The 16240-nt window shown below is 64.9% G+C and carries 15 protein-coding genes and 2 pseudogenes; 8 read left to right on the top strand and 9 right to left on the bottom strand.

The window, feature by feature from the left end:
* Positions 1-169, top strand: a pseudogene (locus BCY78_RS24845) (integrase core domain-containing protein); the annotation flags it as partial.
* A gap of 199 nt (positions 170-368) precedes the next feature.
* Here the strand turns inward: BCY78_RS24845 and BCY78_RS24840 are convergent.
* The 3 genes from BCY78_RS24840 to BCY78_RS20770 all read right to left on the bottom strand — a co-directional run bounded on the left by BCY78_RS24840 (position 369) and on the right by BCY78_RS20770 (position 3601).
* Complete coding sequence (locus tag BCY78_RS24840; RefSeq protein WP_083195204.1) at positions 369-617, bottom strand: hypothetical protein; 249 nt, start codon at positions 615-617, stop codon at positions 369-371.
* A 405-nt stretch (positions 618-1022) separates the two neighbouring features.
* Positions 1023-1973, bottom strand: coding sequence for a BRCT domain-containing protein (locus BCY78_RS20775; protein ID WP_068305648.1), 951 nt, complete (start codon positions 1971-1973; stop codon positions 1023-1025).
* Between the two features lie 422 nt (positions 1974-2395).
* Positions 2396-3601 (bottom strand): hypothetical protein, encoded by a 1206-nt coding sequence (locus tag BCY78_RS20770; protein ID WP_139103251.1) that lies wholly within the window; start codon positions 3599-3601, stop codon positions 2396-2398.
* 111 nt (positions 3602-3712) lie between these two features.
* On the opposite strand from BCY78_RS20770, the pseudogene BCY78_RS24835 reads away from it, so the two are divergent.
* A pseudogene (locus tag BCY78_RS24835) lies at positions 3713-4407 on the top strand (IS5 family transposase); the annotation flags it as partial.
* Between the two features lie 366 nt (positions 4408-4773).
* Positions 4774-5637: an aldo/keto reductase gene (locus BCY78_RS20755; RefSeq protein WP_068305645.1), complete on the top strand. Its 864-nt coding sequence runs from the start codon at positions 4774-4776 to the stop codon at positions 5635-5637.
* A 61-nt stretch (positions 5638-5698) separates the two neighbouring features.
* On the opposite strand, the gene BCY78_RS20750 is transcribed toward BCY78_RS20755, so the two are convergent.
* The 4 genes from BCY78_RS20750 to BCY78_RS20735 all read right to left on the bottom strand — a co-directional run bounded on the left by BCY78_RS20750 (position 5699) and on the right by BCY78_RS20735 (position 8962).
* Positions 5699-7006, bottom strand: coding sequence for an MFS transporter (locus tag BCY78_RS20750; RefSeq protein WP_068305644.1), 1308 nt, complete (start codon positions 7004-7006; stop codon positions 5699-5701).
* Between the two features lie 113 nt (positions 7007-7119).
* A complete protein-coding gene (locus tag BCY78_RS20745) occupies positions 7120-7515 on the bottom strand; it encodes a cupin domain-containing protein (RefSeq protein WP_068305642.1) in 396 nt (131 codons plus the stop codon).
* A gap of 28 nt (positions 7516-7543) precedes the next feature.
* On the bottom strand, positions 7544-8182 hold the full coding sequence (locus BCY78_RS20740; RefSeq protein ID WP_068305640.1) for an NADPH-dependent F420 reductase: 639 nt from the start codon (positions 8180-8182) through the stop codon (positions 7544-7546).
* An 18-nt stretch (positions 8183-8200) separates the two neighbouring features.
* The gene (locus BCY78_RS20735) at positions 8201-8962 is read right to left on the bottom strand and encodes a carboxymuconolactone decarboxylase family protein (RefSeq protein ID WP_068305638.1); all 762 of its coding nucleotides are present in this window, start codon (positions 8960-8962) and stop codon (positions 8201-8203) included.
* Between the two features lie 275 nt (positions 8963-9237).
* On the opposite strand from BCY78_RS20735, the gene BCY78_RS20730 reads away from it, so the two are divergent.
* The 4 genes from BCY78_RS20730 to BCY78_RS20715 all read left to right on the top strand — a co-directional run bounded on the left by BCY78_RS20730 (position 9238) and on the right by BCY78_RS20715 (position 13551).
* Positions 9238-9510, top strand: a complete 273-nt coding sequence (locus BCY78_RS20730; RefSeq protein ID WP_068305636.1) for a cyclophilin-like fold protein — start codon at positions 9238-9240, stop codon at positions 9508-9510.
* Between the two features lie 225 nt (positions 9511-9735).
* Positions 9736-10182, top strand: coding sequence for a (2Fe-2S)-binding protein (locus BCY78_RS20725; protein WP_068305634.1), 447 nt, complete (start codon positions 9736-9738; stop codon positions 10180-10182).
* A 3-nt stretch (positions 10183-10185) separates the two neighbouring features.
* Positions 10186-12411, top strand: coding sequence for a molybdopterin cofactor-binding domain-containing protein (locus BCY78_RS20720; RefSeq protein ID WP_083195203.1), 2226 nt, complete (start codon positions 10186-10188; stop codon positions 12409-12411).
* 84 nt (positions 12412-12495) lie between these two features.
* On the top strand, positions 12496-13551 hold the full coding sequence (locus BCY78_RS20715; protein WP_068305631.1) for an MBL fold metallo-hydrolase: 1056 nt from the start codon (positions 12496-12498) through the stop codon (positions 13549-13551).
* Positions 13552-13617: 66 nt separating this feature from the next.
* Here BCY78_RS20715 and BCY78_RS20710 read toward each other — a convergent pair whose 3' ends face one another.
* Positions 13618-14181, bottom strand: a complete 564-nt coding sequence (locus BCY78_RS20710; protein WP_068305630.1) for a nuclear transport factor 2 family protein — start codon at positions 14179-14181, stop codon at positions 13618-13620.
* A gap of 193 nt (positions 14182-14374) precedes the next feature.
* On the opposite strand from BCY78_RS20710, the gene BCY78_RS20705 reads away from it, so the two are divergent.
* Positions 14375-14956 carry a TetR/AcrR family transcriptional regulator gene (locus tag BCY78_RS20705; RefSeq protein ID WP_158515974.1) on the top strand — a complete coding sequence of 194 codons (582 nt, stop codon included), beginning with the start codon at positions 14375-14377 and terminating at the stop codon, positions 14954-14956.
* On the opposite strand, the gene BCY78_RS20700 is transcribed toward BCY78_RS20705, so the two are convergent.
* A complete protein-coding gene (locus BCY78_RS20700; RefSeq protein ID WP_199523185.1) occupies positions 14935-16215 on the bottom strand; it encodes an NAD(P)/FAD-dependent oxidoreductase in 1281 nt (426 codons plus the stop codon). The genes BCY78_RS20705 and BCY78_RS20700 overlap by 22 nt on opposite strands.
* Positions 16216-16240: the final 25 nt, after the last annotated feature.

The following is a 16240-nucleotide window of genomic DNA, read 5'->3' as shown; positions in this document are numbered from 1 at the left end:
TTGAGCGAGGAGCTCTTTGACAGCCTGGACGATGCGCGGCGGAAGCTGGCCCTGTGGCGCTACGACTACAACGCGGTCAGACCGCACTCCTCGCTGGGCAACCAGACCCCGCAACAAGCGCGCCGAGGCGCCCGAATACCAAAATCCAACCAGCAGACTCTCATTATGAATGAGGGACCCGTGGGGGGCAGGTCACTGGTGGCGTCACCGAGCCACGCCCGCCCACTTGCGTCCTGCAGCAACATGTTGCTTGCAGCTCATGCCCGGCATACGTACCAACCGCAAAGATGCAGGCTTGTCGCTGATGCGGTATAAAATGGTGGCCGTTGGTGCCTATTCCCCGTCATTGCGCTAGACCGGGTCAGCGGTCAGCGTTGCTTGTTCGACTGCGACAGGACCGACCCGGCCAGCGATTTCGTTGTGGCGCTGTACTTCGAGCTAGACAGCACCTGCGAAGCACGATCTTCCATCCGCGCACCTGTCTGCTTGGCTGTCCCTGCCTGCGCCAGCGCCGACCCCGCGAGGCTGCGAGCGGTTGCTGAAGCGTTCGGGTTGCCGAGTATCGAGCCTGCCTTCGATGCCATACCGCCTGAAGTGCCTTTTGTGTTCTTAGACATGCTATCGTCTCCAATGGATGATTAAGACGACATCTAACCCATGTTCGCCTTTTGTCCAAATGGATTCCACAAGACATAGTGTTAGACCAGAAAACAGTGAGGCCGCGCATTGTGCGGCATGATCAAACGCAGAAATTGCCCCATCTGTGGCAGGTTAGGCGTCCTCACCGTCCCACCCACGCCTTGCCACCATTGTGGCGGCAAAGCACGAGAACGAGACTCCGAGGAATGCAGGTCGCGGCCATTCTCAAAAGATGGCGCCAAGGTATGCCTCAGGCCGCCTGCGGCCCTTGGCGCGAAGGCCCCCTCAGGGCCGACACCAAGCGCAACCAGTGCCTGGTACGAAAAAATCTCAAGGCGGGTTCGCTCTGCGGCAGCGGAGCAGAGGCCGTTCTTGTAAGGTGTTCAAGCCCCTCGCCCGTGCGTCTTGATTGCCTTCTCTAAGGCGTGTTCCGCAACGAACCGCAACTTGTAACCCTCGACGATCAGCTCTTTTGCCCGCTCGATCTTCGTCCCGAAATGCGTAGTGCGCCAGTTCTTTGAAGCAGTCGAGGACACAACCACGTAATCTGTTCGGCGTACGACGGTTTTTCCGACCTCACCGCCACAGCGTTCGATCTCCTGAATGATGAAGCTACGGGTGCCCATCCTCATGGGGCCGGTCAGAACAAAGCACTTACCTTCAAACTCGATCAGTGCCGGGTCGGAAATCGGTTCGTCCAGCTTTGCGGTGTTGCCAATGTTCGGAACACCCGTGTCCACGTAACCGTCACCGACCAACAAGGCGATCCACTGCCGGATTTCCTCTGCCTCGTCAGCGCTCAGCACTCTGTCCGCCATCGCGGCCTCGGTCGCCCGCCATAGATCGCGATATACCGGCGAGGATGTAAGCGTATCGCTGGACCTAATCCTTGCGAGGATGGCGTCGGCTTCTTCGGGGAGGATCAGTCCATCACAGACAATACCAGCGCAAAACCCGAGGAACTCGTTCACTTCGTCACGCTCGCTGTACGGCGCCGTGGCTTGGATCTCATCCCTTTTGTCGGCGATTACGTCTTCTAACGCCGCCATCAAGTCATTTTGGCCAGAAAAGCATCGCGCGCGGATATCTTCAGCCAAGTCCGACGCATCAGGATCGTCGAAAAACTCCGCGAACTTGTCGGCTTCAGCGAGGATTGCGGCCTCCTCACCAGGCTCAATCGCGTGAGATGAAAGGGCGCCTTCGAGAAAGCCGATCCAGTAGACCTCACGCTTTCTATCGTTCGCTCCCTTTTGGATGCGGTCGATATCTGCGCTGGTTTTCGGGGCAGACGCGGGCGATGAAATATTGGAAAGTGCATTGTCATAAAGTGACATGAATGGGCCCTTTGGATACGAATGATCCAGCGTAGGCGCAGAGATCTGACTGAGGCAAACATTTTCGTGGTTCGATGTCAGGCAAATAGCTTCAGCGATCAACCTCCATTAGTGGCCCGATGTTGCATGCTTATGTGAACGACGGCTCTAGGGAAGCTGCACCGCAGCGATGGTCTAAAGGCTATCGGCGGCTTTGGGCCGAACCTAGACGCATTCGACGGCGCGCTATGTTAGCAGAATCGACACGCGGTCACTGGACCCACGACAACTAGGCTTAAATCGCAGCTGGATGAAAGTTCTGTGGTAGGTCAGCAGGTCCCAACACCCTACCGACTCCGGAAGCCAAATGCAGGTCTCCCAGAAGCTCCCAAGAGTTCGAGAAAAAACTTATCATAAGATTTGATACGGCCCGCACCTCGGTGTCAGCGGATGATCACCGCTGAGCTACCGTCTTCGATGCAGGCCCCGGAATTTCCGGCTTGCGCGTAGCTCACCCATATCATCTGCCGCGGCGCAACGATCGTCAGGCCGTCGCACAGCCCATTTGCCCCTTCCGGTGAGCCTTTCTCGACCAAATCTGGGAACAGCTCATTCGCAAGTTCCCAGCCAAGCGTCGCGGCTTCGTCCAGAGGGATATCGGGTGACTGGATCGAGCAGTAAAGGGCGTCCCCGACGGTGACGAGGCCCTGCAGGCCAGGTGCGGCAAGCTCCCAGCTTCCTGCGTCCATGCCCGGTACCGCCCTCAAGCCTTGCGCTTCGAGGGCGGCGATCGCCAGTCCCGGCGTCCGATAGTTTCGCAGGCATTCGCGTGCAAAGGCGCGCATGGCGGTCATTTCCGGCCTCATAGCACTGGCCTCAGCCGAATCCACAGGGCTTGTGTCCGCCACTGACGACGGCAGGCCGTGCTCGGAAGCCTGCGTGACCTGGTATTCGCCGCTCATCGAGAGGGCGCCGCCATTGATGCCGGCATGGACCAACCGCGTCTCGCCGGCGAAGTCCAATTCGATTGCGTAGGCATAGGTATAGAATTCGGCACCGGGGATCTCGGGGAAGTCATGCGAGGCCCCGATATCCAGCAGTGGCATTGAGCCACCCACGATGGAGCCGCCGGCCTCTGCCACCATCGCCCGAAGTTCGGCATCGCCGTCTGTCATTAGCTGGTGATAGCGCGTGTGGTCGAAGAAAGACTCGACCTCGGGCTCCGACTGCACCTGGCAAACGGCGCGGCGCCGCACTGACGTATCGACCAGCTCCATCATGTGCCAGACGCCGCTATGGGTCGTGCGGCTGGCCATGACAATGCCGCCATCCGGTGTCCGATGCGCGACCTGTTCCGCGTTCGGATCGGGACGTGTGTGCGCGTCGACGTAGGCTTCGGGATCAGTCACGAAATTTGAGCAGGATTCCACAAAGGCAGCCCAGACCTCCGACATCGGCGCTGTGTGCAGAATGGCATATCCGTGGTCATCATGCCCGCCATGCTGCGCGCTTGCTGATGTGCCAAACCCCATGACGAGTGCGCAGGTTGTTCCCCGGATCACGCCGAAACCGCCGAATGCCATGTCGAACTCCTTCTCATCTATCCTGAGCCGATGTTCGCCAAGTGACGTTTCGGCTTCTGCCAGCATCACCTTAGACTGCCAATGAGGCAAGCTATGCAGGCTAGGCTCAGGACCCATTAAATTTCTTGCTGTCGCCTTGGCTGCGTGATTCACGCTCCCGAACTGATGGGGGCAATGATGAGCAATCTTTTCTGGCTGACTGACGCGCAGATGGACCGGCTTCGGCCGTTCTTTCCCAGGTCCCATGGCAAGCCACGGGTCGATGATCGACGCGTGTTAAGCGGGGTAATTTTCATCAATCGCAATGGCTTGCGGTGGTGTGACGCGCCCAGGGGCTATGGCCCGCCGAAGACGCTCTACAATCGTTGGAAGCGGTGGAGCGACATGGGGGTCTTCACCCGGATGATGGAGGGGCTGGCCGCTGAGGGCACCGAGCAGAAGACCATCATGATCGATGTGAGCAGGCGAACGCCATGCGTTCAAGTGAGCCTGCGCAAGTATCTGAAAGCCCACCGCACGGCCTCGAGCCTGCGGGTCAAAAAGGGGGGCGCGGGCGCCTGATCGGGCGCACGAAAGGCGGGCTCAACACCAAGCTTCACGCCGTGACCGACGCCACGGGGCGGCCCATCCGGTTCTTCATGACGGCGGGTGAAGTCAGCGACTGCACTGGGGCAGCGGCGATGCTGAGCAGCCTGCCGGCCTCGGATTGGCTGATCGCAGACCGGAGGGACGACGCAGACTGGTTCAGAGATGCGTTGAAAGACAAGGGCATACGCGCCTGCATCCCGGGTCGGAAGTCACGCGGAAAGGTCGTCCGCTACGACAAGCGCCGCTACAAACGACGCAACCGTATCGAGATCATGTTTGGCAGGTCACTCGGCGCTTGAGCGCTTCTTTGAAGGCCGGCAAACTCGTGGTCTTGTAGATCGCGGATGTCGATCTGCTCATATCACCCGCCTACCAGTTTGAAATCACGAGACGAGTTCTCTCTCGATCTGTGCAATAACAGCCTGCTGCACCGTTCTCACATGGCCTTCGACGCCGTGTTTCATGAACAGGTCTCATAGGCCCGTTGACGCCTCGCCGGATTGTCAGGCAGCCCCGCCCCCAATAAATCCATTGCATCAACGAGCGGCCCAGTCGTTGCGTCTGCTTCCGCAGGCCAGAAGGGTCCCAAGCCAATCACAATTATCGCAACGCGCTATGGCGCGAACGATGCCGCATGGAGATGTGACACTATGATCGTGACCGAAACCCTCACCCTGCCGAACGGCGTCGCCATGCCCAAGCTGGGCCTCGGCACCTGGATGATCGAAGACGACACCGTGGCCGAGGCGGTCCGGACCGCCATCGAGATCGGTTATCGCCATATCGACACCGCGCAGGCCTATCAGAACGAACGCGGCGTCGGCGAAGGCATCCGCTCCAGCGGCGCCCCGCGCGAGCAGATCTTCCTGCAGACGAAACTCGCCGCCGAAGCCAAGGACTATGACACCGCAAAGGCGGCCATCGAGGGCTCGCTCGCCACGCTGGGCGTCGAGTACATCGACCTGATGATCATCCACTCGCCGCAGCCGTGGATGGAATTCGCCGGCGAGGACCGCTTCTATGAGGGCAACCTCGCGGCGTGGAAGGCACTGGAAGAGGCCTATGAGGCCGGCAAGATCCGCGCGATCGGCGTGTCGAACTTCCAGAAGGAAGACCTCGACAACCTGCTGCAGAACGCCAAGGTCAAGCCGATGATCAACCAGATCCTCGCGCATGTCTCGAACACGCCGTTCGACCTCATCCGCTACACGCATGCCAACGGCATGCTGGTCGAAGCCTATTCGCCCATCGGCCACGGGCAGATCCTGAACAATCCGGTCCTGCAAGAGATGGCGGCCAAGTATGGCGTCAGCGTCGCGCAGATCTCGATCCGCTATGTCCTGCAGCTGGGTCTGGCGGCGCTGCCGAAGACCAAGACCCCGGCGCATATGAAGTCGAATGCCGAGCTGGATTTCGTCATCTCCGAGGACGACATGGACGCGCTGAAGACGATCGAGCCGATCAAGGATTACGGCGACGCGAGCATGTTCCCGGTCTATGGCGGCAAGCTCTGAGAAGCGTTTTGACGGACACAGCGGCAGGCCAACCGGCCTGCCGCTTTTTTCATGCCGTGGGTCAGGCCAGGACGCCTCGGCGCATGACGATCATCACCCCGGCACCGACGAGGCTGACGATCGTCGTGCCGATCACCGCCAGATGCCAGCCTTGGAACAGACCCTCCCCGCCGGTGATCGCGATCGAGATCAGCGAGATCCCCAGAGCAGACCCCAGATACCGCGCCGTGTTGTTGGCGGCCGAACCCATCGCCGCGCGGGTGTCCGGCACGTGCAACAGTGCGGCATGGCCGAGTGACGCGTTGAGAATACCGTTGAACAACCCCGACACGAGCAGCCCCGGCAAGAGGATGGCCCATCCGCTGTCGCCATTGGCCGCGTAGAGCAGTGCTTGTCCCAGACCACAGCCCGCGAGGGCGGTGACCACACGGGCCTGCGCACTCAAGGCCGCCGGCAGCAGACGACCGCCCCACAGGGCGGCAAAGATGGTCACGCCGGACCAGGCGGTCGTGAGGATCGCGGCGGAAAGCGGCGGCAGGTCAAAGCCCCGGACCATCAGGGTCGGCGCGAGCGACATCAGCGCCAATACGCCCGCGCCCGAGGCAAAGGCCGCCAGAGTCGCCGCGACGAAGCCCGGATTTCGGAACAACCCGAGGTCGAGGATCGCGTTACTCGCGCGGCGCTCGACCGCGATGAACCCGAGCAGCAGGACGAGGGACGCGCCGATGAGACCGGTCACCAAGGTGGCCGTTCCGACCCGCAACTCGATCAGAGCCGCCATCAGGGCCGCCATCCCGAACATCAGCAGAACTGACCCGGCGAGGTCAACGCGCTGCCTCAAGGCCTGACTTTCCGGCAACCGTCGCAGGGCCGAGACCGCCAGCAGGGCGGCGGCAACGGCGATGGCAGCGTGAATGGCGCGCCAACCGCCAAGCTCCATCAGCAGCGACGCCAGCACCGCGCCGCGATAGACCTGCCCCAAGAGGCCCAGACCGCAGGCCATGATCCCTGCACTGCCCAATCCCTGCACGATGCGCAGGACCACCAGCACCGGGCCGGAGGGCGCGAGGCCCGCGGCGATCGAGCTGATCGCGGTCAGGCCAAGCCCCATCACGAAGATCCGCCGGCGCCCCGAGGTGTCCCCCAGAGCTCCCGCGGCCAACAGCCCGGACGCTGCCCCAAGGGGCATCGCGCTCATCACCCAGGCCTGCGCTCCGGGACCAAGCGCGAGATCGCGTGTCATCGCGTCCAGAGTGGTCAGTGGGGCGGTGAAGACCACCAGCGCCAAGGCGGTCGCCAGCGCGACAACCAACAGCGGAACGGGACCGGGCGGGCCCCATGAGGATTGGCGATCAGAGGACGGGACCATGATGTCTTCCTGTTGGATAGCAGCATATAGAAGCGGCCCGCGAGGTCCCGCGGGCCGCCTGAAAACTCACCGGACAAGTCAGCTCCGCCGATGCCGATAGGTCGGCCTGAGGGTCAGCCGTTGAACTGGTCGTCGCTCACCTGCTCCATCCAGGTCACGGCCGAACCGTCGACGGCCTCCTGAATGGCGATATGGCTCATCGCGGTTTCGGCCGAGGCCCCGTGCCAATGCTTCTCGCCCGCCGGGAACCAGACGATGTCGCCCTGACGGATTTCCTCGACCGGCCCGCCCTCGCGCTGGACGCGGCCGCGCCCGAAGGTGACGATCAACGTCTGCCCGGCAGGGTGCGTGTGCCACGCGGTGCGGGCGCCGGGCTGGAAGGTGACATGGGCGCCGGCGCTGCGACCGGGCTCCTCGGCCTGAAACAGCGGGTCGATCCGGACGGTGCCGGTGAACCAGTCGCCGGGGCCGGCCATTGAGGGTGCGGTGCCGGAACGGATGATCTTCATGGGGTTGCTCCTTGAGGGGGGCGCGCGATCAGGCGCGCCGTTTGTGAAAGCGATAGGTCAGTGCCGCGCCACCGGGCTGTGCATAGGCCAGCTCGGCAGTGACCATGGCGAAGGGTTCGGCGAAGCGGCCGGTCCTCAGCCCCCCCGCATCGAGCGGCTCGAAGCCGATGGCGCGGATCAAGGGGGCAGCGTCCCGTTTTGCGCCCGCGTCGTCGCCGTAGATGAGCAGATGCGGGGGCTCGCCCTGCCCTTTCGCGACGAAGACAGAGGCGAAGCTCTCGGACGGGCTAGTGTTGAAACAGGCGACCCAACGCGCCTCAGGACGCAGCCGGGCGAGCTCTTCGGCGCCAGAGGTCGTCCCGCCAACGACAATCTCGCTGTCGCTGTCATCCAGCGGCACGCAGCAATTGAGGACAAGGAGGCCGGCCAGATCGCCGGCCTGCTCCAGAACATCGCCGACGCGGGACCAGTGGACCGCCAGAAGCACCGCATCGGCCCCGGTGACGGCCTCCTGCACACTGGCCGCCCGACCGCCGGTTTCCGTGGCCAGCCGTTGCAGCTTCGCAGGGCTGCGGGAGTAAGCGAAGGTGACCTCGTGGCCGCTGGCGGCCCAAAGCCGGCCAAGCTTCGCGCCCATCAAGCCGGATCCCAGAATGGCGATTTTCATCGGGTGCTCCTCAGCGGGTCAGAGCCCGCGGGCCTCGAACACGCTCCGCGCGACCGGCAGGGCCGAGAAGACGCGGGGCCAGCCTGCATAAAAGGCAAGATGCTGCAGGACGCCGCCCGCCTCATCCTTGGTCAGGCCGTTGTCCATGGCGCGGTGCAGGTGGAAGGTCATCTGCTCGGGCTGTCCGGCGGCGATCAGGGCCGCGACCGTCACGAGGCTGCGGTCGCGCGGCGCGAGGTCCGGGCGAAGCCAGAGGTCATGGAACAGCACCTCGCGGGTGGCATCGACGACACCGGGGCTGACCGTGCCGAAATTGCCCTGCACATTCGCCTCGCGCGCGGCCTCGGCGTCGGCGTTCAGAGGCAGCAGATCGACCTCGGCACCCGGCAGGTCCGTGCTGGCAACTCCGCGCGAGGCATAGATCGGCGCCAAGGCCTCGGTCGCCATGATCGCATTGCCCCAGCCGGTGTAGAAGGCGAGATGGGTGATGGTCTCGGACAGTTCCGCCGGTGTGACGCCCGCGTCGAGGGCCAGCTCGGCATGAGAGCCGATCGTGTCCGCCTCGTGCCGCGTCATCAGGGCTGCGAAGGTGACCAAGGCGCGGTCGCGGGGCGACAGGGTGGCATCGGCCCATAGGGTGCCGATCACGGCCGACTGGCCATAGGCGGCAAGGGCTGGCGCGACCTGCGCGATCGAGGCCGGCAGGGTGGCACCAAGGTCCTGAGCGCCTGCGTCAGACGTGGCGAGGGCCAGCGTGGTCGCGGCAAGAAGCGATTTCATGGCAGTTCCTCTGCGTTTTGGGTTCCGGTCAGAAATTGCGCCTCCCGGACCCGAACTCAATGCCGGGATTCCGCATGACCTCATGAGCGACACTCATCAATCGCCGCGCCCTGTCCCTACGCCCCCTGCCGCGCGATCGGCGTGCCGAGCGGATCTCTGGCCCCGGCACGGCCGCGATCATGAAGCCCCTTCATGAGCCCCAGCAATCAACCGGCGATTATCGAGGGCGGAAACTCGGCTACATGCTGGGGCAATGGAATGGGAAAGGATTTGGGATGACACGGATCACCGTGACGCTGGCCGGGAAGGTCCTGACGGCGACGCTGGAGGACAGCCCGGCAGGCCGCGATTTCGCCCCGCTCCTGCCGCTGACACTGACATTGACCGACTACCACGGGATGGAGAAGGTCGCGGATCTGCCGCGAAAGCTGGAGACCACCGGCGCGCGACCGAAACTCGCGGCGAAGGCGGGCGACCTGATGCTCTACGCCCCTGGGGCAATCTGGCGATCTTCTACAAGCCGATCCCATGGACGAGCGGGCTGGTAAAGCTGGGCAGTTTCGACGGGTCGATCGAGGCTCTGCTGCAAGACAAACCCGCTACCGCCGTGTTTGCGGCGATGGCCTGAGGCGGTTAAGGGGGATCTTGATCGAAGCCGACGCGGCCCACGGCATTCATGAACGTGGATCATGACCCCTAGCATTGATCGGCCCATGGTCGCCACGTCCCGGCGACGCAGATTCCGCTAGAGCCGTCGCCAGCAAGGAGCCCCCATGCAACTCACCGTCAACGGAACGACCCGCGAGGTCGATGTCGATCCCGAAACCCCGCTGCTCTGGGCCATCCGCGAGGAACTGGGCCTGACCGGCACGAAATATGGCTGCGGCATCGGGGTCTGCGGTGCCTGCACGGTCTTGATCGACGGCATTGCCACCCGGTCCTGCGTGACCCCGGTCGATGGATTGCAGGGAGCCGACATCACCACCATCGAAGCCGCCGAAGACACCGAGATCGGGCGCCGCGTCGTCGAGGCCTGGGTCAGCCATCAGGTTCCGCAATGCGGCTATTGCCAATCCGGCCAGGTGCTCGCCGCGGTTTCGCTTCTGAACGAGGTCGCAAACCCGACCGATTCCGACATTGACGGCGCGATGACCAACCTGTGCCGCTGCGGCACCTACAACACGATCCGCGCCGCCGTCCGCGCGGCTGCCGAGGCCTGAGCGATGACAGACCATCCCTTCCCGCTGCACCGCCATCACTCGCTGGCCGAAGCCGTGGCGGCGGCGCCCCGGCCGCTAAATGTCTCGCGCCGAGCCTTTCTGGCAGGCAGCGCCGCTGCGCTGGTCGTCGCCACCGCCCTGCCGACCATGGGCAAGGCGCAGGCGGCACCCTCTGCGGCGCCTGCCGTGGCCGCGTTCCTCGAATTGCACGCGGATGGCACCGCGACCCTGCAAAGCCCGTTCATCGAGGGCGGACAGGGCATCCATTCCGCCATGGCCCAGATTGTCGGCGAGGAGCTGGATCTTGACCCGGCGTTGTTCACCGTCGTGCCGGCGCCGGCCGGCGGGCCATACGGCATCATGGGCGGCATGCGCTTGACCGGAGGAAGTGCCTCTACACGCGTGGGCTATCCGTTCATGCGACGGCTCGGCGCGGCAGCAAGATCGTTGCTGGTTCAGGCGGCGGCGCGGGAATGGGCGGTGGATGCAGCCGAGCTGAGGACCGAACCGGGCGAGGTCGTGCATGCCGCCTCGGGCCGCCGGCTGAGCTATGGCGCACTGGCAGCGGCCGCCATGGATCTGACCGTGCCCGAGACCCTGCCCCTGAAGGATGAAGCCTCCTTCCGATGGATCAGGCGCCCCCTGCCCCGCTATGACGTCCGGGCGAAATCGACAGGCCGGCAGAGCTATGCCATCGATGTCGCCGTCGACGCCATGCTGATCGCCGCCGTTCAGCATGCCCCGCGTCTCGGATTGACCCCGGCCTCGATCGACAACCGCGCCGAGATTGAGGCGATGCGGGGCGTGCATTCGGTCCACCTGCTGGACGGCGCCATCGCGGTCGTGGCCGATCGTTTCTGGCAGGCCCGCGCTGCGGCCGAAGCGGCGCAGGTCCATTGGGAGCCGGGCGGGCAAGCCGAACACCCGATGCCCGAGGATTTCTCCACCTCCGGATGGCGCGAGACGCTGCGCGCCGCAGACGGGCCCGGCGTTGAGATCGAAGCGGCAGGCGATGTCGACAACGCATTCGCGGCGGCCGAGACACGGCTGGAGGCCGTTTACGAGGCACCCTTCCTGCTGCACGGCCAGTTGGAGCCTCCCTCGACGCTCGCGCGGTTCAACGACGACGGGACGCTGGACCTGTGGCTCCCCTGTCAGGCGCCCGAGCAATATGCCGGGGCCGCTGCCACCATCGCCGGACTTTCCCCCGAGAATGTGCGCATCCACAGTCAGGTGCTCGGCGGCTTCTTCGGGCGGCATTTCCTCTATGCGCACGCCAACCCCTTCCGGCAGGCCGTGCCGCTGGCGAAAGCCGTGGGACGGCCCGTGAAGGTCATGTGGACGCGCGAGGAGGAATTTCTGCGCGACACCGTACGGCCCTTCGGCCTCGCCAGATTCCGGGGCGCGGTGGACGCCAACGGACCCGTCGCCCTGTCGATCGAAGTGGTCGGCGAGGGACCGACCGGCCGATGGTACGGGGCGCCCGCCGGGGCCGATCCGTCTGCCCATGAGGGGCTGAGCGGCAAGCCCTACGCCATCGCGAACCGCCGCCTCGGGCATGTGCCCGTGCAGAACCCGGCAGAAATCGGCTATTGGCGGTCGGTCGGCCATTCCATGCACGATTTCTTCTACGAATCCTTCCTCGACGAGATGGCCTTGGCGGCCGGCCAGGACCCGCTGTCCCTGCGTCGGACCCTGCTCGCTGGCCAGACACGCTATCTCGCGCTTCTGGACGCCGTGGCGGAGCTTTCGGGCGGATGGCGGGGCGCGGCCTATGACCACGCGGACGGCACGACCCGGGCGCGCGGCGTGGCGATGGCCTCGCCCTTCGGGTCGGAAGTCGCGACCATTGCCGAGGTCTCGGTCGATCGCGGGCGGGTCAAAGTGCATGAGATCTGGGTGGCGATCGATCCCGGGCAGATCGTCAACCCGCAGACCGTCGTGGCGCAGGTCCAATCGGCGGTGGCGCTGGGAGTTTCGCAGACGCTTGTCGAGGGCCTGACCTACGAGCAAGGCGAGCCCACCGCTCGCAACTTCGACGCCTACCCCATCCTCTCGCCGGACGAGATGCCCGCGGTTCACGTGCGCATCCTCGAAAGCGGCGCGCCGATGGGCGGCGTGGGCGAACCGGGCCTGCCAGGTGTCATGCCCGCGATCACCAATGCGCTTGCGACTTTGACCGGGCGCCGCATCCGCTCGCTGCCGCTGTCCGCTCACGACTTCAACTGATAGCCTGCGGGTTATCGCCTAAAACGCTCAATGCCCGGCCGGTGAGAAACGGCCGGGCGCCTCGCTTCCGTCAAATGGACCGCCATGAAACGCCGCACTGTCCTTCGCTCGCTCGCCGCTCTGGTCGGCATCACCGCCGTCGGGGGCGCCACGACCGCGGTCCGGCAGGGCTATAACCGCTATTACTCGGGCCCTGTGAGCGACCATTTCGACGGGGTGCGCTTCTTCAACCCGGGCGGCCAGCCGCCGAAGGGCTTTGCCGATATCCTGCGCTGGCGCGCCGGACCCTCGCCCGAGGTCTGGCCCGAGAGGATCGAGGTCGCGCATTTCGCCCGCCCCGCCGCGCGCGTGCAGGACCTGACCGTCACCATGGTCGGCCATGCGACGATGCTGGTGCAGATGCAGGGCGTGAACATCCTCACCGATCCCTGGTGGTCCGAACGCACCTCGCCGGTCTCCTTCGCCGGGCCGAAACGGGTGATCGAGCCCGGCATCCGCTTCGAGGATCTGCCGCCCATCGACCTCGTGTTGCTGTCGCATTGCCATTACGACCACATGGATCTGGCCACGCTGGAGCGGCTGAAGGGCACGCACGATCCCTTGGTGATCACGCCTCTGGGCAACGACACGATCATCGCCGGCACGGGCCTGCGCACGCAGGTGATGGACTGGGGAGACGAGACGCGGTTCGGCCCGCTCGGCATCCATTGCCTGCCCTGCCACCATTGGGGCGCGCGGGGCGTGACGGACCGCTCGATGGCGCTTTGGGCCGCGTTCATGGTCACGGCGCCCGGCGGCGCGGTGCATGTGATCGGCGACACCGGTTATGACGAGGGACGGCCCTACCGGGGTCTCGACCGCTTCGGGCCGATCCGGGCGTCGCTGTTGCCGATCGGCGCCTATGACCCGCGCTGGTTCATGGCCGATCAGCATCAGGACCCCGATCAGGCGGTGCAGGGCTTCCTCGCCTCGGGCGCGGCCTATGCCGTCGGGCACCATTGGGGCACGATCCAGCTGACGAACGAGGGCCGGAACGCGCCGCGCGACGTGCTGGCAGAGGTTCTGGCTCAACGAGGCGTCACGCCTGAGCGGTTCCGCGCGCTGGAAGCCGGCGAGGTCTGGGAGATCCCGGCGCTGTAACCTCGGTAATCCGATGAAACGACACGCAGCCCACCGACCGGCGGAGGGCTGCGGCAAGCCGAGTGGTTACTGGCCGAGGCCGATTTGGCGATAGAAGCTCTGGTTGTCCCAGAACAGATATTCCTCATCCATCACGCCTTCTTCGGTCCAATGGCCGATAGTCGCCATGGTCAGGCTGTAGGCAAGGCCCGTCGGCTCGATCACGCTGCCATCCGCAAGGTGCATCGGCTGCGAGAACGTGCCCTCGATCACCCCCACGACGCCCGTCCATTCGCCCTGCCCGAAGCGGATCGGGTGCTGTTCGATGCGGGTGTCCGGCGCGAAGCTGAAGAAATAGTCGAGATACTGGATATGCGGCTCCAGCCCGGTCGTCGTGGTGCCGTCCGGCAGGTGGACCACGATGTCCTGCGCATGGGTTTCATGCAGACGGTCCCATTGCTGGTGGGTGAAGACCTCGAAATCGAGCGTGTCGAACGTGTCGAGATTCTGCGCGATGCGGGCGTCGTCGGCTTGACGGCTGGCCAGTTCGGCGAGTGCCGCGACGGTTGCGGCATTGTCTTGCGTCTGGGCGCCGGCAGCGCTGCCGGCAAGCAGGGAAAGGGCGATCAAGGCGCTGAACTTGTTACTCATTCTCGTGTCTCCTCGGGGTTCAAGGCAGCGTCTGTCGCTGCGATGAGACAGAGGTAACCGGGCTTTTGGCCGCAATAAATGGAGATATTCGGCGATCACTTCCTTCAATTTGTTCTCAATCAAGATCACCCCGTTGCATCGCCCCAGAGCCCTTTGCATGATGGCCGCCGCCCTTCCCCCGCCGGCTGCCCCCGTGTCCCGATCCGCCTCCACCACCCGCGCCGCCTTCCTCGATGCCGCCCTCGCGCAGGTCGAGGCGCACGGACATGCCGAGCTGTCATTCCGGCAATTGTGCCGCGATCTCGGCGCCTCGGTCGGCGCGCCCTTCCATCACTTCGGAGACCGCAAGGGCCTGCTCTCGGCCGTGGCGCTGGCGGGCTATGCGGATCTGATGCCCGAGGATCTGCCCAACGACGGCACGCCCGAGGCGGTGCTGACCGGCCTCGGGCTGGGTCTTCTGCACTTTGCTGAACGGCGGCCGAACCTGTTTGATCTGATGTATGATCGCGCCCTGTTCGAGGGCGAGACCGATCCGCAGATCCGTGCCTATCAGATGCGCGGGCACGGGTTGATCGCCAGCCAACTGCGCCGCGCGCGGCCGGGGCTTGCTGAGGACGAGGTCGAGATCCGCACCTTCACCTTCTGGGCGACGCTCTGGGGCCATGCCAGCCTGATGAACCGGCAGGCCTTGCGGACCTTCGATAGCCTCGCCCTGCCGCCGGACATGGCCGCCCGCATCGTCCGGCTGGCGGTTCAGTCGGTGCTGGCGCCCTGATCCGGCTCGATCGGCAGCGCAGCGGGCGCCCTGCCCTGCGCGTCGACATGCAGCTCACGCAGCTGCAGGGACATGGCCTCGGCGGCGGCGAGGTAGTCCTTCTCGACCAGCCGTTGCAGCACGCTGGTGTGGTCGAAGACCATGTCCCGCAGCCAAGCCACCGGCGCGGGCGCATTGTGGAACCGCTGCCCCAGCATCCGCGCGAATTCGACATTGTGGTTCACATAGGCCACGCGCTCGGCCTCGTAGCGCGCGAAGGCGTCGGCGACCGCAGGCCCGTCCGACAGTGACCGGCCTTCCAGCGCGCGGGCGAGGACATAGCCGTCCTCGATCGCCATGCCCATGCCGTAGGCCGCATAGGGCGAGACGGGATGCACTGCATCGCCGAGGCAGGCCACACGCCCCTTGGTCCAATGCTTCAGCGAGGGGCGGTTGTAGATCTCCCAACGGAAAATCTGGCGCGAGAAATCCGTGTGGTCGGCGAAGCGCGGCATCGGATCGGCAAAGCCCTTCAGCAAGCCGCGCAGATGGGCCTCGACATCCTCGGGCGGCACGGCATCGGCGCTGGACGGCTCGACCACCCACCACTCAAACCCCGGCTTGCCCTCATGCAGCATCGGGAAGTAGCTCGCCTGAACCCGGCGTCCGTGGTGCAAAACGCCCCTGTCGCGCGGCAGGCCCGGAACCTCGCCGCACCACGCCAGCCAGACCCGAAGCCCGACATGGAACAGGTCCGGCGCCCCGAAAGCCTGCGCCGAGACGCCGGAGCGGATTCCGTCCGCGCCGATCAGGATGTCGGCCTTGACCCTCAGGCCCGAGGCGAAGCGGATCTCGATGCCGCTTGGTGTCTCGGCATAAGACTCAAAGCTTTGCCCCGGTTGCACCACACCCTCCGGCAGGCGGTCCAGCATGTGCCGGAAGGCGGTCGACCGCAGCACGCCGTAATGCCAGCCCGGGATGCCCATCGCCCGCTCGACCTCGGCGTTGAACGGTACATCCACCCGAAGCTTGCCGGCAGCATTGCGGAACTCGGTCCGGGTGAACGCGCCGAAGGTGGCGCTGTCGATCCCGTAGGAGCGCAGCACCGCAAGTACCGGCACGCTCAGCAGCACCGCCCCGCCGAGGGGCTTCGGTTCCGCCTGCCGCTCGAAGAGCTGCACGTCGAAACCGCGTTGCAAGAGCCCCAGCGCGGCCGACACGCCGCCCGGCCCTGCCCCCACGATCGCCACCCGTTTTCCCGGCCGCCAATGTCTGCCCATGATCATCTCCTCCCCCTGCGCGAAA

It is taken from the genome of Pararhodobacter sp. CCB-MM2, assembly GCF_001691415.1.
Taxonomy (GTDB): domain Bacteria; phylum Pseudomonadota; class Alphaproteobacteria; order Rhodobacterales; family Rhodobacteraceae; genus Pararhodobacter.
The sequence above is the reverse complement of the archived record's forward strand: the minus strand, read 5'-3'. Positions and strand labels throughout refer to the sequence as shown.

Excerpts from the sequence above, each read along its gene's own strand:
- BCY78_RS20735 (WP_068305638.1), bottom strand. The coding sequence starts at position 8,962 with ATGAAATCGCTTCTTGCCGCGACCACGCTGGCCCTCGCCACGTCTGAC.
- BCY78_RS20715 (WP_068305631.1), top strand. The coding sequence starts at position 12,496 with ATGAAACGCCGCACTGTCCTTCGCTCGCTCGCCGCTCTGGTCGGCATC.
- BCY78_RS20730 (WP_068305636.1), top strand. The coding sequence starts at position 9,238 with ATGACACGGATCACCGTGACGCTGGCCGGGAAGGTCCTGACGGCGACG.
- BCY78_RS20720 (WP_083195203.1), top strand. The coding sequence starts at position 10,186 with ATGACAGACCATCCCTTCCCGCTGCACCGCCATCACTCGCTGGCCGAA.
- BCY78_RS20750 (WP_068305644.1), bottom strand. The coding sequence starts at position 7,006 with ATGGTCCCGTCCTCTGATCGCCAATCCTCATGGGGCCCGCCCGGTCCC.
- BCY78_RS20725 (WP_068305634.1), top strand. The coding sequence starts at position 9,736 with ATGCAACTCACCGTCAACGGAACGACCCGCGAGGTCGATGTCGATCCC.
- BCY78_RS24840 (WP_083195204.1), bottom strand. The coding sequence starts at position 617 with ATGTCTAAGAACACAAAAGGCACTTCAGGCGGTATGGCATCGAAGGCA.
- BCY78_RS20770 (WP_139103251.1), bottom strand. The coding sequence starts at position 3,601 with ATGCTGGCAGAAGCCGAAACGTCACTTGGCGAACATCGGCTCAGGATA.
- BCY78_RS20740 (WP_068305640.1), bottom strand. The coding sequence starts at position 8,182 with ATGAAAATCGCCATTCTGGGATCCGGCTTGATGGGCGCGAAGCTTGGC.
- BCY78_RS20755 (WP_068305645.1), top strand. The coding sequence starts at position 4,774 with ATGATCGTGACCGAAACCCTCACCCTGCCGAACGGCGTCGCCATGCCC.
- BCY78_RS20700 (WP_199523185.1), bottom strand. The coding sequence starts at position 16,215 with ATGGGCAGACATTGGCGGCCGGGAAAACGGGTGGCGATCGTGGGGGCA.
- BCY78_RS20710 (WP_068305630.1), bottom strand. The coding sequence starts at position 14,181 with ATGAGTAACAAGTTCAGCGCCTTGATCGCCCTTTCCCTGCTTGCCGGC.
- BCY78_RS20775 (WP_068305648.1), bottom strand. The coding sequence starts at position 1,973 with ATGTCACTTTATGACAATGCACTTTCCAATATTTCATCGCCCGCGTCT.
- BCY78_RS20745 (WP_068305642.1), bottom strand. The coding sequence starts at position 7,515 with ATGAAGATCATCCGTTCCGGCACCGCACCCTCAATGGCCGGCCCCGGC.